13 protein-coding genes are annotated in these 13855 nt (G+C 50.7%); 6 read left to right on the top strand and 7 right to left on the bottom strand.

What is annotated here, in order from left to right; all coding sequences use genetic code 11:
• Positions 1 to 176 precede the first annotated feature (176 nt).
• On the bottom strand, positions 177 to 2342 hold the full coding sequence (locus tag F3J38_RS04405; RefSeq protein WP_205298133.1) for a TonB-dependent siderophore receptor: 2166 nt from the start codon (positions 2340 to 2342) through the stop codon (positions 177 to 179).
• Between the two features lie 879 nt (positions 2343 to 3221).
• Here F3J38_RS04405 and F3J38_RS04400 point away from each other — a divergent pair.
• From F3J38_RS04400 to F3J38_RS04385, 4 genes are read left to right on the top strand one after another with little or no spacing between them, the layout of a single operon-like run.
• Positions 3222 to 4118, top strand: a complete 897-nt coding sequence (locus F3J38_RS04400; protein ID WP_167135418.1) for an ABC transporter substrate-binding protein — start codon at positions 3222 to 3224, stop codon at positions 4116 to 4118.
• The gene (locus tag F3J38_RS04395) at positions 4115 to 5038 is read left to right on the top strand and encodes an amino acid ABC transporter permease (RefSeq protein ID WP_167135416.1); all 924 of its coding nucleotides are present in this window, start codon (positions 4115 to 4117) and stop codon (positions 5036 to 5038) included. Before F3J38_RS04400 ends, F3J38_RS04395 begins: the two co-directional genes overlap by 4 nt.
• The gene (locus tag F3J38_RS04390) at positions 5031 to 5792 is read left to right on the top strand and encodes an amino acid ABC transporter ATP-binding protein (protein ID WP_167135414.1); all 762 of its coding nucleotides are present in this window, start codon (positions 5031 to 5033) and stop codon (positions 5790 to 5792) included. Before F3J38_RS04395 ends, F3J38_RS04390 begins: the two co-directional genes overlap by 8 nt.
• Positions 5793 to 5827: 35 nt before the next feature.
• Entirely contained in the window at positions 5828 to 8116 is a 2289-nt protein-coding gene (locus F3J38_RS04385) for a molybdopterin-dependent oxidoreductase (RefSeq protein ID WP_167135412.1), read from the top strand.
• A 37-nt stretch (positions 8117 to 8153) separates the two neighbouring features.
• On the opposite strand, the gene F3J38_RS04380 is transcribed toward F3J38_RS04385, so the two are convergent.
• The 5 genes from F3J38_RS04380 to F3J38_RS04360 form a co-directional block, all read right to left on the bottom strand.
• Positions 8154 to 8537: a VOC family protein gene (locus F3J38_RS04380; protein ID WP_167135410.1), complete on the bottom strand. Its 384-nt coding sequence runs from the start codon at positions 8535 to 8537 to the stop codon at positions 8154 to 8156.
• A gap of 340 nt (positions 8538 to 8877) precedes the next feature.
• Positions 8878 to 9132 (bottom strand): hypothetical protein, encoded by a 255-nt coding sequence (locus tag F3J38_RS04375; protein ID WP_167135408.1) that lies wholly within the window; start codon positions 9130 to 9132, stop codon positions 8878 to 8880.
• A gap of 222 nt (positions 9133 to 9354) precedes the next feature.
• The gene (locus tag F3J38_RS04370) at positions 9355 to 9597 is read right to left on the bottom strand and encodes a hypothetical protein (protein WP_167135406.1); all 243 of its coding nucleotides are present in this window, start codon (positions 9595 to 9597) and stop codon (positions 9355 to 9357) included.
• Positions 9598 to 9687: 90 nt separating this feature from the next.
• On the bottom strand, positions 9688 to 10101 hold the full coding sequence (locus F3J38_RS04365; protein ID WP_167135404.1) for a helix-turn-helix domain-containing protein: 414 nt from the start codon (positions 10099 to 10101) through the stop codon (positions 9688 to 9690).
• 841 nt (positions 10102 to 10942) lie between these two features.
• Positions 10943 to 12025, bottom strand: coding sequence for a mechanosensitive ion channel family protein (locus F3J38_RS04360; protein ID WP_167135402.1), 1083 nt, complete (start codon positions 12023 to 12025; stop codon positions 10943 to 10945).
• Positions 12026 to 12356: 331 nt separating this feature from the next.
• On the opposite strand from F3J38_RS04360, the gene F3J38_RS04355 reads away from it, so the two are divergent.
• Together F3J38_RS04355 and F3J38_RS04350 are read left to right on the top strand one after the other, a co-directional pair.
• Positions 12357 to 12647, top strand: a complete 291-nt coding sequence (locus F3J38_RS04355; RefSeq protein WP_167135400.1) for a YicS family protein — start codon at positions 12357 to 12359, stop codon at positions 12645 to 12647.
• Positions 12648 to 12790: 143 nt separating this feature from the next.
• Positions 12791 to 13015: a hypothetical protein gene (locus F3J38_RS04350; RefSeq protein ID WP_167135398.1), complete on the top strand. Its 225-nt coding sequence runs from the start codon at positions 12791 to 12793 to the stop codon at positions 13013 to 13015.
• Positions 13016 to 13150: 135 nt separating this feature from the next.
• Here F3J38_RS04350 and F3J38_RS04345 read toward each other — a convergent pair whose 3' ends face one another.
• A complete protein-coding gene (locus F3J38_RS04345; protein ID WP_167135396.1) occupies positions 13151 to 13846 on the bottom strand; it encodes a helix-turn-helix transcriptional regulator in 696 nt (231 codons plus the stop codon).
• Between the last annotated feature and the right edge of the window lie 9 nt (positions 13847 to 13855).

Genomic DNA, 13855 nt, shown 5'->3' with positions numbered 1-13855 from the left:
TTGATCCTGTAGGGGGGATAGCGATGAAATTAGCGAATGCGTACTGGGGCAGCGAGGAGATATTTGAGGTAAAACCTTCAAAATATAAAAGAGGGGATTAAGGCGTAATTTTGTGAATAACTTGAGGAAGCGATTGGATCCTGAGTTAAGGGCGGCCTAGCGGCCGCCCTGTGGGGTTAGAACGACATGGTTACGCCAGCATAATAGGCGCGTCCTGGTTCGTTATAGGTTGATGCACCTGCGTTCTCACGATAGATCTGCTTATCAAACAGGTTATTGATACCTGCATTGGCGCGCAGATTCTTGGTGATGTCGTAGTTGAGGTTTAAACCCACGATGGAGTAAGGGCTGATCTCACGTTGCGAAAGTCCTCTGTTCTGTTCGAGAGAGGTTTCGGCATATTGACGCGGTTTCTGGCGACCATATTGGGTCCAGTTAATGTTCGCACTCAGGTCTTCAGTAGCTTGCCACTCCAACTGGGAATTGATGGTGAATTCAGGAATGACCGACAGCGGATTACCTGTCTTCTTGCTTTCTGAGCGGAACATATAGGTCGCGTTAGAACGCCATTCCAGCGTATCGGCAATAAGAGGAATAGTCAGGTTCCCTTCCAGCCCTTCAACAATGGCTTTGCCACCATTTTCCCATTGAAGAACGTTATAGGTGCCATTGCTGTAGATTGCAGAGGTGCCTGAAACGATTTTGTTTTTGTAGTCATTACGGAAGTAAGTAATGCCAGCCGCATAGCCTGCATGACTAAATTCTAAACCGACTTCTTTATTGACGCTGACTTCAGGGTCGAGATTGTCGTTACCCAGTAAATAGCATTGAGTCAGGCCAATCGGGCAGCCATTGCCACGCGTTGAAAGCAAATAACCCGGCGTTGATTGATACAGGTTAGGAGCCTTAAAGGCACGGGCAATACCAGCTTTCAATGTGAAATATTCGCCCAGACCTTGGGAAATATTCAGACTCGGGCTCCAATTGGCGCCGAATTCATCATGATAATCGAAGCGCAAACCTGGGATGATCTCAGTGCTATCCGTCGCGGCGATGTTATCTTCGAAATAGAGAGAGCTAATGGTAGCGGAGTTGGTGCTGCTGCGCTGCGCTGGGTCGCCTGAACTGCCCGGCAAATATAAGCTAGTGCTTGAGGATTGCATTGAAGCCGGATCGTTGAGTTCATCACGATTCCACTCCGCGCCCAAGGTCACGGTTTGATCAACCAGTAATTCCAGCGGGAAGTTAATTTCGCCGCCCGCGCGATAACTTTCCAAGCGGCTGGTTGAATAAACATCGCTGTTGATCATCCCTTCAACACTACCAGCGGTGCCTTCTTGTAGACGGGTATTATTGGTCTTCTCATAATTGAAGTTAAGCTCGGAAGTGCCCCAATCCCAAATTCCGTTATGGGTTACGCCATAGCTCTGACGATATAAACGGTTTGTTTCACTGCCATATAGTGACTCGACTAATCCACCCGCGCTACTATTTCCATTACTGTTTTGCGTATCACCTGCATAGATATTCCCCTGACGACTGTAGCCATAGGAAAAATCGACGATCTGCGTTGGCGTGATTTTCCATGACAGCACGCCATTGATGTCCTTATTACGCACACCTTCACGACCGGCAGCGTAGGAACCGTTTTGTGCGGTGTTGATATCATAGGCATCAGCATCGGTTCGATTGAGGTTTCCATACAGACGCATGGTCAATGCATCACCCGCCAGCGGGCCGCTCAGATTGAAGTTTGCGCGGCGTGTGTCGCCTTCTTTGCTATTTTCCGGCTGGTTAGTAAACAGTGACAACGATCCATGCCAGTCAGTGGTTGGACGTTTAGTAATGATATTGACTACACCACCCGCAGCACCTGAACCGTAACGCGCAGCAGCAGGGCCACGAATGACTTCAATCCGCTCGACCATTTCTGGTGGCACCCAGTTGGTATCGCCACGCGAGTCACGTTCGCCACGCCAGCTGTAACGCACTGAGTTACGTGAACTGACCGGCACACCATCGATCATAATTAAGGTGTTTTCCGGGCCCATGCCGCGAATATCAATCTGACGGTTATTGCCACGGCTGCCACTGGCACCATTGCCGGTCAAATTGACCCCAGGCATTTTGCGGATAATGTCGGAGAGATCGTTAACCGGCGGGCTTTTCTTGATGTCTTCAGCGGTGATGGTGGAAACGCCAGGCTGCTGTTTCAAACCCTGTTCCGCCGTGACGATCATCGATTCATCGTCAGCCAGTTTTTCCGTGGGTTCTGCGGCATAAGCCGGTGAGGTGAGTAGGGCTACCACAATCAATGCAAGTGGGCGCCTCCTGACATACAAAGTTACATTCACTTAAATCTTCTCCCTGAAGTATTAACATATGTAAGCAAATGCGCATGATAATGAGAATGCTTATCATTGTATATGTTGTATTAAGCGCTCTCCTCTATTTCTCCATGATTGGTGAACTTTGTGGGCGAAGCGTGAAGAAATGTAAAGCGAAGTGAAATTGGAAAATACAAACCAGGACGAAGCTGTAGACTGAAGTGTGAAATAGGGAATGCGTTATTAATCAATATGATGTAAGTGGTGCTGACGCACGGTAATTATCTGGTTTTATGATTAAGATCGTCTCAGTGCCTGAAATGGACGCTGAAAAGAGTCGATAACTAAGGAGAAAGTGTGCGCCAGATCATACAAACCTTTACATTCCTGATCATCATTTTGCAGCCTTTACCTCTCGCCATGGCGACCGAACATGGGTTGCTAGCAGATAAGTAAAAGGTGCCGTGGCAATACTGGTAGAACGCGGAGAAAAATTTGCCTGACACCCTGCCGCGTCGTGCGACAAAAGCATTCGAACCTATTCGCAAACGCTTAGATCAATAGCGTCTAATAAAGAAGAAAAAGATCAATGGCCTCGGTTAAAGCAGGCTATGGATCCCGTTGTTAAATCCGAATATTCACCTCGTATCCCGCGCAGTACCTAACCCGTAGATTACTCAGGCAGAAGCTTTCCCGTTCTATTCCCGAAATCTGGCAATAGATATCCGTTTTTCGCATTTGTGATCGCTGCATATCTTACTGAGAATGGCAGCGGGACGTTAAGAGGATGAACATTCCTTTCAGCCATGAGGTGAGAGGGGAGAAAAATACATCGCTACCTCAACGCCTTTTCCCTGTTGGGAAACATTTTATATATCAGGAGTAAAGGTTCCAGTGAAACTCGCTAAAGGTATCACCTTGCTTGCACTTGCGCTGAGTGCACATTCCGCGTTTGCCGCCGATCAATCCGTTCCGACCGACAGTTCACTCCATGTTCAGGCCGATCCTGCGCTGAAAAGCCTGGTGCCTGCGGATGTCCTAAAGCGTGGCTATATCGTTGCAGGAACCAACCCAAACACGCCGCCGACCACCTTCTATAAAGAAGACAACAAAACCCTGGCCGGCCGTGAAATTGACGTAATGAACGCCGTGGGTGAACGCTTAGGGATTCAGGTCCAGTGGAGTGACACCGGCGGTTTCGACAACATCATTCCAGGTTTAAAAACGGGTCGTTATGACGTGGCGCTGTCTAACATCAACGCCACGCCAACCCGCGCGAAAATCATCGATTTTGTCAGCTACTACGATGCCAGCCTGTTGGGCATTATCTCGCGTAAAGATGCCAATGTTGCACCGTTCAAAACCCTGGATGCCGTGTGCGGCTTAGAAGTTGGCGCAGGTTCAGGCACCACGCAGGTAACGCGTCTGGAAGAAGCCAGCAAAGCTTGTGAAGCCGCGGGTAAAAAACCGATCAAAGTATCCGTATTCCCGGACCGTCCAGCCGGTGTTCAGGCTGTCGTCAGTGGTCGCGTGCCGATGTTCCTCGGCCCGTACGAAGGTCTGCTGTGGCAGGTTAAAGTCATTAAACCTTTGACCATGAGCGGCGAAATCACCGTGCACGATGCGCCGGTTTCTGTGGCTTTCCCGAAAGATTCTGCGCTGGAACCTGCGGTGCAAGCTGCGCTTAACTCCCTGATCAAAGATGGTAGCTACCAGAAGATCCTCGATAACTGGGGCATCGGCTTTGGCGCGGTTAAAGAATCCAAACGTAACCAGGAAATCTTTCAATGAGTGATGTACGTGACCACACCGATGATTTGAAAATCGTCGGCAAACGTTACTACGGACGCTGGCTAAGTGCGCTGGTGGTGCTGTTGTGCGTCGTGGCGATGGCGCACTCAATGATTAACAATCCACGCTTCGAATGGGGCGTGATTGCCGAAAACTTTACCGGTGAATCGATCCTGCAAGGCGTGTTAATGACGCTGCAGCTCACAGCCATTTCGGTGGTGCTGGGCTTTGCTTTTGGTACGGTGTTGGCGCTGATGCGTCTCTCATCGAACCCGGTGCTGGTGGGCGTTAGCTGGTTCTACACCTGGTTCTTCCGTGGTGTGCCGATGCTGGTGCAGCTGTTCCTGTGGTACAACATCGCGGCGCTCTACCCGACGATTTCCCTATCGATTCCGGGGCTTGGCGAATTGTGGAGTACCCAATCTAACGCATTAGTCAGCCCGTTCAGTGCTGCAGTCATTGCCTTGGTGATGCATCAGTCGGCTTATGCCGCTGAGATCGTGCGTGCCGGTATTCAAAGCGTTGGCAACGGCCAGCTGGAAGCGGCGCGTGCGCTGGGCTATCGCCCGTCGCAGATCTTCCGTCATACCGTCTTACCGCAGGCGATGCGTGCCATCATGCCGCCAGCAGGTAATGAAATCATCGGCCAGTTGAAAACCACTGCTGTGGTATCGGTGATCTCGCTGCAGGATGTGCTGTTCTCTGCGCAGATTATTTATCAGCGCACCTATGAGGTGATTCCGCTGCTGTTAGTGGCAACCTTATGGTATCTGCTGATGACATCGGTGTTGTCGATAGGTCAGTTTTATGTCGAGCGCTATTTTGGACGTGGCGTCACGCGTCGTGAAAAACGCAGTCTGCTCAAATCCTTGCCGGGCTTCTCCGCGCAGAAAGTTGAAAGGAGCGTGAGCAATGGCTGAAGCAATCGCCTTACGTAAAGTCACTAAACGCTTCTCTGGTGTCACCATTCTGGATGAAGTGAATCTTGATATTCCCGCCGGGTCCGTGACCGTGATTCTTGGCCCCTCGGGGTCGGGTAAATCTACACTGCTGCGTTGCATCAACCATCTGGAAAAACTCGATGGCGGCACCATTCGCATCGGCGGTGAAATCATTGGCTATAAGCAGAAAGGCCAGGCGCTGCACGAATTAAGCAGCAGTGAGATTGCACGTCAGCGCGCTGAAATTGGCATGGTATTCCAGCAATTCAACTTGTTCCCGCACCGTACGGTGTTGCAGAACATCGTTGATGCGCCCATGCGTGTGAAAAAACAGAACCGCCAGCAGGCGACCACCAAGGCGCTGTCGTTATTGAAGCAGGTGGGTTTGGCTGGGCGCGAAGATGAGTGGCCGCAGAACCTCTCCGGCGGACAGCAGCAGCGTGTCGCCATTGCCCGTGCGTTGGCGATGGACCCTGGTGTCATGCTGTTTGATGAACCGACATCGGCGCTTGACCCGGAACTGGTGGGTGAAGTGCTGCAGGTGATTAAACAACTGGCGCACTCTGGCATCACCATGGTGATTGTTACGCATGAGATTGGTTTTGCTCGCGAGGTGGCCGACAACATTGTCTTTATGGAAGACGGCAAAATCGTGGCGGCAGGTCCCACTCAGCAAGTCCTCGACGACCCGGAAAACGGGCGCGTAAGAAACTTTATTGCAACGGTGCTTTAAGCACCGTTTTTCATTTTTGTTAGCCAGGAACAGTGATGACGCAAAAACCAGTTATGCATAGCGCCCACTGGGGTGCTTTTCATGCTCAGCAATCGGGCGATCAGCTCACCATCGAACCCTTCAAGGGCGATCCCGACCCTAGCCCATTGCTACAAAATTTCCGCACTGCACTGAATCATCCCGCCCGCGTTTCACGTCCTATGGTACGTCGAGGCTGGCTGGAAGATGGCCCCGGCCCCGACCAGCGCCGGGGTAATGACGAATATGTGGCCGTAAGCTGGGAGCAGGCTTACGAATTACTGACGCGTGAACTGAAGCGCGTGGGCGACACTTTTGGCCCGGAAGGGATTTTTGGTGGATCTTACGGCTGGTCAAGCGCCGGACGTTTTCATCACGCACAAAGTCAGGTGCACCGTTTTCTCAACACCACACTGGGTGGTTATGTACGTTCAGTGAACAGCTACAGTTCAGGCTCTGCTTCGGTACTGCTGCCGCACATTGTCGGTGACATGAATGAGATCGCTCGCCGTGGCGTGAGCTGGGAAGAGATTGCCCAGCACAGTGAAATCGTCATCGCGTTCGGCGGCCTGGCACTGAAAAACTCCCAGGTGGCAAGCGGCGGATTAAGCGAGCATACCGAACGTAGCTTTATACAGCAGGCTGCACAGCGCGGCACACGTTTTATCTCGGTTAGTCCGCTGAAAAGCGATCTACCCGAGGAAGCTAAAGGAGAGTGGCTGGCCTTACGTCCGGGCACCGATGCTGCCTTTATTCTCGGTGTTCTCTCGGTATTGATTGATGAAAAACTGACGGATGAAGCCTTCCTCAGTCGCTACACCGTGGGCTGGCCGGAAATGGTGGCTTATATCCGTGGTGAAGAAGATGGCACGCGACGAGACGCCGTTTGGGCAGCAGAGATCTGCGGCGTCAGTGCAACATTTATCGCTGATTTTGCCCGTCAGTTATCCGGTAAACGTGTGCTGGTCACCGTTGCGCACGCACTGCAGCGTTCGGAGCACGGTGAACAACCCGTGTGGCTTGGGCTGGTATTGGCCGCTGCGCTGGGCCAACCGGGTTTACCGGGCGGCGGTTACACCTATGCGCTAGGTGCGTTGGGGCATTATGGCAAACATCACAATTTGGTGAGTTTCCCGGCGTTACCGCAGGGTAAAAATGGCATCGATCGTTTGATCCCGGTGGCGCGAATTTCGGACATGTTGCTCAATCCCGGCAAACCGTTCGACTACAATGGCCGCCGGCTGACCTATCCGCATATTCGTCTGGCTTACTGGGCGGGCGGCAATCCGTTCCACCACCATCAGGATCTGGCGCGATTGCGACAGGCATTCTGTCAGTTAGATACGCTGATTGTACATGAGATTGCCTGGACGGCCAGTGCACGGCATGCCGATATCGTGTTGCCCGCGACCATGACGCTGGAGCGAGAAGATATCGGCGGTGCGCCAACCGATCGCCATCTGTTTGCTATGCAGCCGGTCGCACAACCGCACGGTGAAGCCAAAGACGATTACACCATTTTTGCCGAGCTGGCGCGCAGGCTGGGTCGTGAAGAGGCGTTTACTGAAGGTCGCGATACACGTGGCTGGCTGAAACACCATTACGCGCAATTGCAGCAAAAGCTGGCAACGCATCAAGTCGAGATCCCCGATTTTGAACAATTCTGGCAGCAGGGCGTGCTGGAATTGCCGCAGCTCAAAGACGGTGGACGAATGATGAATGCCTTCCGTGCCGATCCTGATGCTGCGCCACTGCCAACACCGAGCGGAAAAATTGAAATCTACTCGGCGACGATCGCCAGTTTCGATTACGAAAACTGTCCAGGGCATCCGGTGTGGCGAGAGCCGCAGCAAAAGCCAGATGCCGACCATCCGTTCTGGCTCATTGCCAATCAGCCCGCGACGCGTTTGCACAGTCAGCTAGATTTCGGTGATTACAGCCTGAGTGGCAAACGTGATGGACGTGAGGTATGCAGCCTGAATCTGGATGATGCGGCATCGCTGGGCATTCAAGACGGCGAGATTATTGAGCTTTACAACCAGCGAGGTCACGTACTCGCCAGCGCGCGCGTAACCGACACGGTGATGCCGGGCGTGGTGCAGTTGCCAACGGGTGCCTGGTACGATCCGGTCGATCCCACCGCGCTGCGACCGTTATGCCGCCACGGCAACCCGAATGTGCTGACGCTGGATATTGGCACCTCGTCGTTGACTCAAGGCTGCAGTGGCCAAATCACCGTAGTGCAGGTGCGTAAATACACCGGGGAACTGACGCCGGTGCAGGCATTCATCCCGCCGCAAAGTTAGCGTTCTCAATGGGCGGCCGCATGGCCGCCCCAGAACATTAATCTTCTAACTGCAACCACATTACGCGCAGACGATGCCCATCAGGATCGATAGCCGTGAAGGTATAGCCAAAATCCATCTCGGTCGGTGACTGTACAATGGTTATCTCACGGAATGCGCCCCATTCGTTGTAGAGAAAATCGACGTCCGCTTTCTGCTGCACTTTGAAAGTGATTTCGCCGTTGGCGGAAAACTGTTGCGTTTCCACCGGCGGTTGAACGGTGTATTTAGACCACAAACCCAGTTTGAATCCGTTCGCAAAAACAAACATCGCAAAAGTGGGTGTGACGTTAATCGGCTTGATATCAAACAGCGATGCATAAAAGTCAGCGCTTTTGACGACGTTCGGCACATAAAGGATCGACATATCAGCAGTAAACATGGTTTTTTCTCCTTGTGGGTTTACGGCTGCATAGTACGGGGCGGCTGTGACAGATTCTGTCAGTAGGCGTGCTCAAAAGAGGTAGTTCCTCATAATGACCCGAGAGTCTTTGACGAAATTAGCTTTTAAGGATCTAGAGAGGGGGCTAACGAGAGCGAGGTGCCTCTCCTGACTGAGTCACTAGCAGAACAATTGAATGTTAGGTCGGGCGTTAAGTGTTTCCATGAAAAATGTCGTCCCTGACAGTTTCTCCGGCCGGTACACCTATACATGTGACCGATGAGGTCATCTTCGTCGTCGTCTTCCGGCCAGAGCCGGACTGCGTCCTTGAACGTCAGTTCTACTCGTCGTTAAAGCCTGCAAGCGTCTGCAGGTAAGGCACATGCCGTGCAGCGTGCCATGGATCGTCAAAACTTTTCAGCCATAAGCTGGCCGCTGAAATTTCCGAACGTCTTGCCTGACTGCCGCTGGCTGCGGCCATGTGGTCAAGCTGAGAGATAAGTGATTGCACGCTTATTTCCCGCTCGGCCAGTGCCAGGTTAAGTGCCGCTTCGCCAATCATCACCTGGCTTTTATCGTCGTGTTGAATAGACATTATCCTCCTCCGTTTCAGATTTATGACAACCTCAGCACTAACTGTAGGTCCGGACATAAAACGTGCAGGGGTTAATATTCCGAAAAGTTATGCATTGGCGATTGAGAAGAGGGGAATATTGTAGGCCGTTTTTTTTACGGTTTAGAAGCCAGGAGTGTACTTGTAACTTAAAGCCTGTCAGAAGACGACTCTGACAGGCTGTTCAAACCTTGCGAAGGGGTATCAGGCAGCAGTCAGCATTGCCTGCTCCGGCCCACAAAGTAAGGCAGGTAAGCCGTCCAAAAGCCGGTGGCGATAGTTCCAGTGCATGAGTTGCGAAATCCCGGCACCACACCACATCAGATGATGCTCGTAGTACCTTTCAGCATTGGCAGGTACTCCGGTGACTTCAGATGAGATCTCAACCCTGAACCCCTGACCGGTCAAACGGATAGCTTCCATCCAAATTTCAGTCGGATCTGTCACACTGACCGCCTCAAGAAACAGAGGAACGGATTTTCGCCGGTGTGCCGCTGACATGATATGGCGGGCGTGTTTGACAACGGCCTGATGGAATCACGCCTGGCGCTCCTCGGCACCGTTACTCATATCAGCCCGAAGCCAGAGGTTGAGCGGCCGGAGATAGCAATTGACGAAATCATCCCCGCAGTAGTCATTTCCAACAAGACGTATTCGCGCTTCCAATAGCGCGTCTGAAGTGTTCTTCAACTGGTGGTTGAGTTCTTCTTGCCGACACGCCCAACCACTTCGGGCTGCATTGGGATGACCTTTTAACTGCTGAGCCACTTCATGAAGCGTATCTCCACGGGAGGTCATATCGAGAACGGTAAAGATACGGGATAATTGCCCAGCGCTATAGCCATCAGATTGCTCAGGAGCGGTGATGAGTCCTGCCCGACGCCAAGCGCGGAGCGTACCAGGAAGTGTACCGGTTATACTGCATACGGTCTCTGTAGAATGGTAAGGCATTATAGTCCCCCTTAGTGGGGTAAATTGCCCGGGCATTGCCCGCATAGGGGTCTAGTGTGGACCCTTGCAAATGAAATTGATACATAATGCGTATTCTTTATGCAGATTTACACTTATAAGCGTAGCGGGGAGAGCTGTTAGCGAAAATAACTGACATGACTGCACCATTAATTTAATCTCAACCTCCTGATATCTTAGCGAAGTCTTCATTGACGACATTCTGACTCAACTTTTTTGGTGTTTAATGTAAAAACAGTTAAATAAACCAACGTGATTTATTAAAGCAACTACGCTTATTTTATCCTTGCAAGTTTGGATAATCTTATCGGCCCGCTTATAGAAAACACCTACAATGAAGCACATTGTGATTGAGCTGCTGAAACCCAAAAAAGAGGGAATGTTATGACGAAAATGAATTATCAATTCTATACAATAAGCGCACCGGGAAATGATGGGCGCTGTACTTTGCATCGAGGAGAGTGCCTACAGTTGCCTGTAAGAGAAAAAAGGCTTTTCTTGGGTTCGTTTATTTCTTCACAACAAGCCTCTCAATATGTCAGAACACAACATCATTCATGGCATCTTGCAGAGTGTGTGTTTTGTCTGAATTCTAATAGTGCGGCTTAAGATGTACCCCTGCGAAACTAAACCTAACAGCTCCTTCTTCTTCAGGCTTACCCATTTGCACTCTTAGATCTGATTTCTGCGTTAACCCGAAAAGTTGAAGGAGCCCTGTACTCATGGATTGAGATATCCAGCCAAGGCCACAGGTTAACGAATCCCCCGGTGACCATGGTGCCCTTAATGAGCCTGCCTTTGCATCCCGTTACTCAGTGTTGAGTCACTGGCGAACCGCTGTCTTTAACTCTGAATCGGTCAGTGTTGCCCTGACATGCGGCAGGCTTTCAGGGTAATTTTGCTGAACAAACTCAATCATCTTTTCACGCACATAGCAGCGAAGATCCCAGGCTGTTGGCGAGTTCTGAGCGGTCATCAATAATCGGATGGTCATGGTTTTATCACTGGTGTCAGTGACCTGGAGCACTTGAGTCTGCTGATCCCAGAGCTTTGTTTCACTGAGAATTTTTTCAAAATGCTGTCGGAGAGGCTCAAGGGGCATGGAATAGTCGAGGTACAGGAAAACAGAGCCTAAAATCTGAGCGTTGTTACGCGTCCAGTTCTGGAAGGCGTTCTCAGTAAAATAGGTAATAGGCAGTACAAGCCGTCGCAAGTCCCAGATGCGCACCACGACATAAGTCAGGTTTATCTCCTCAATCCAGCCCCATTCATTTTCAACCACCACAGCATCATCAATTTTAATGGGTTGCGTAAAGGCTATCTGTATCCCGGCAAACAGATTCACCAAGGATTTCTGCAGCGCAAAGCCAATGATGATTCCTGCGACACCAGCACCGGCCAGTATGGTCGTGCCGAATTTACGCACACTCGGGAAACTGAGCAGAATGAGAGAAAGACAGAATGAGACGAGTATGACAATGGCCACCTTTTTGACATAGATAATCTGCGTCCGAATTTTACGGGCGCGTAGATTATTCGAAAGATTGATATCATAGCGAATAAAGAGCATATCCTGTGCGACGTTGGTCATCCTGACCAAAACCGAACATATCGACAAAATAATAAATATATTCAGCGTGGTAGTGATAAATGACAGTGACTCTGGCTGAACGGTAATATAGTTGACCCCGACGTTAATCAACATCAAGGGGAAGAAAAGAAACAAGGAACCACGTAGATGCTTTTCAAGTGATTTAAACAGCTTTCTGTCACGGTTCTGCCAGTAACGAATAAACCTGAGAAGTAAGAAGCGGGCCAGAAAACCCACGGCTAATGAGAGAGTGACGAGCAGTACTGCGGGTACCCATGAAGGTGCTCCAGATAATTCACTAAATATCAATGGCATCGCTTTCCCTTATTTTTAGCCAACAAGTCTAATTGTCAGAGTGCTTAAAATAATCAGCAACCGTTATCACCTCAGTTGTCTGCTAGTTACATCACACTTAGCTTAGTTTATGAAAAAGTAATGAAAAGAATTTGGTGCACATTGGACCCCAATAGCTGACTGGAGAGTGGTGGCATTTCCATCTACTGGAACTTTAAGCAAAAACTAAAATTCCTCATCGTTCTGTCTGTGCTCCTGGCTTCGTCCCAGATGTCATTAGTGTTGAATGGAATGCATATCCGCAGAAGTGGCCTACACTCCTACTGATAACGTCAGTCTGGAGGTTAACTCAATGCAACGTTTCCTCTTTTTATCATTGCTGTTTGCAGCTTGGGGAGTCGACGCCGCTGCCTATGACAGTTTGACCTATGCCCTCAATCAGCAAACGTTGGTGAAAGACTTACGCGCGCAATGTGAAATTAAACCGTCAGTGCCTGATGAACAGATCAAGAAAGTGTTCATCAGCACTGAAGTGAACCATAACGCGCTGAGCGCGGCCGCGGTAGCACTCAAAGAGGGCAAACAGGCGCAATATCAGCAACTGCTCAACACGGTACGTTGCCCCGAATTTAACAGCCATTAGTCTGTTAATTGTCGGCTAGCCATGCGCAGGCAATTTTGTCTGATAACGCTGCTGACGGTGAAAATTGTTAGCACTCTCCACCATAATCCTGATAATGCACACAGGATTGAATTTTATATGAACGCGGTAAACGGAGAGATGAGATGGTAAATGACTACTTTGCACCCCCACCAATGGGCATGACGTCGGAGCAACACAAGCGCACAGTTGCTGTGGCAGCGGCTTTGGCTGTGGCAAAAGAATCGGTTAGCGCCTCAACGTCTGCCAGTGGTTCCAAGGCTTCATGGGATCTGCAAGCTGTAGCGAATGAGATTAGCAACCTCGCCGATGCCATTCAGGACGCTCTGGAGCCTGACGAAACCATTTGATGGTCGATAACAGGACGGTCTTTTTGGGCCGTCGCTGATTTCTTCAAAAAAACGTTCTGTCATCAGCCTCAAGGCGGCTCGCCAACCGGGCAGTCCACCGGACCGGTGCTCTTCAGTGGTGGGGTTGTGAATGGATCAGCGATAATCGGGATAGCGCGCCTGCTGATAGTCCTTCCAGCGTTTGAGCAACTGGTAGCGGGTGCCTGGATACAGCTCGTTGCTCACCACAATTTCTTGAATACGGTCCACGCGGAAATTACGGAAGTCTTGCCGCAGTTCGCACCAGCCACACAATAAACGTACGCGATCAAAATAGCCCAGCACCACTGGCCATAGAGTACGGGTCGAGGTCATCTCTTTCAGGTCGGTATATCGTAACGTGATCTTGTTGCGTGTATGGATAGCCTGACGAATCTCCGGCAGATGCGTTTCGAACAACGCTTCACCGCGCGAGGCAACTAACAGAGATTGATGCTCCAGCGTATGGGTTAAATGTTCAGGCAGCACCGCCTGAATTTTTGCTAATGCATGTTGTGCCGCGGATTTCAATTCTGCATCGGTGTGGCGACTCACCCAATCCAAGCCCAAAGCCAGCGCATCAATTTCATGACGGGAAAACATCAGCGGCGGCAAATGACCGTCTGATTTCAGCAGATAACCTAGCCCGGCACTGCCTTCAATCTCCACGCCTTGTTGCTGTAAGCAGATGATGTCGCGATAGACCGTGCGCACACTGATGCCGAGCTGATCGGCCAGCTGTTGTGCCGTCACCGGGTAGCGATGGCAGCGCAGCAGTTGTACCAGTTCGAGCAAGCGCTGCGTTTTGGTCATGATGGTTTT

Origin of the sequence: Candidatus Pantoea formicae, from assembly GCF_011752625.1 — a bacterium.
Classification (GTDB): Bacteria; Pseudomonadota; Gammaproteobacteria; order Enterobacterales; family Enterobacteriaceae; genus Pantoea; species Pantoea formicae.
Note: the sequence above shows the minus strand (reverse complement) of the source record. Positions and strands in the feature narration are given on the sequence as shown.

What these genes read in the sequence shown, in the direction of transcription:
- F3J38_RS04380 (WP_167135410.1), bottom strand. Translation starts at nt 8,537, where the DNA reads ATGTTTACTGCTGATATGTCGATCCTTTATGTGCCGAACGTCGTCAAA.
- F3J38_RS04365 (WP_167135404.1), bottom strand. Translation starts at nt 10,101, where the DNA reads ATGCCTTACCATTCTACAGAGACCGTATGCAGTATAACCGGTACACTT.
- F3J38_RS04345 (WP_167135396.1), bottom strand. Translation starts at nt 13,846, where the DNA reads ATGACCAAAACGCAGCGCTTGCTCGAACTGGTACAACTGCTGCGCTGC.
- F3J38_RS04390 (WP_167135414.1), top strand. Translation starts at nt 5,031, where the DNA reads ATGGCTGAAGCAATCGCCTTACGTAAAGTCACTAAACGCTTCTCTGGT.
- F3J38_RS04385 (WP_167135412.1), top strand. Translation starts at nt 5,828, where the DNA reads ATGACGCAAAAACCAGTTATGCATAGCGCCCACTGGGGTGCTTTTCAT.
- F3J38_RS04355 (WP_167135400.1), top strand. Translation starts at nt 12,357, where the DNA reads ATGCAACGTTTCCTCTTTTTATCATTGCTGTTTGCAGCTTGGGGAGTC.
- F3J38_RS04375 (WP_167135408.1), bottom strand. Translation starts at nt 9,132, where the DNA reads ATGTCTATTCAACACGACGATAAAAGCCAGGTGATGATTGGCGAAGCG.
- F3J38_RS04350 (WP_167135398.1), top strand. Translation starts at nt 12,791, where the DNA reads ATGGTAAATGACTACTTTGCACCCCCACCAATGGGCATGACGTCGGAG.
- F3J38_RS04360 (WP_167135402.1), bottom strand. Translation starts at nt 12,025, where the DNA reads ATGCCATTGATATTTAGTGAATTATCTGGAGCACCTTCATGGGTACCC.
- F3J38_RS04395 (WP_167135416.1), top strand. Translation starts at nt 4,115, where the DNA reads ATGAGTGATGTACGTGACCACACCGATGATTTGAAAATCGTCGGCAAA.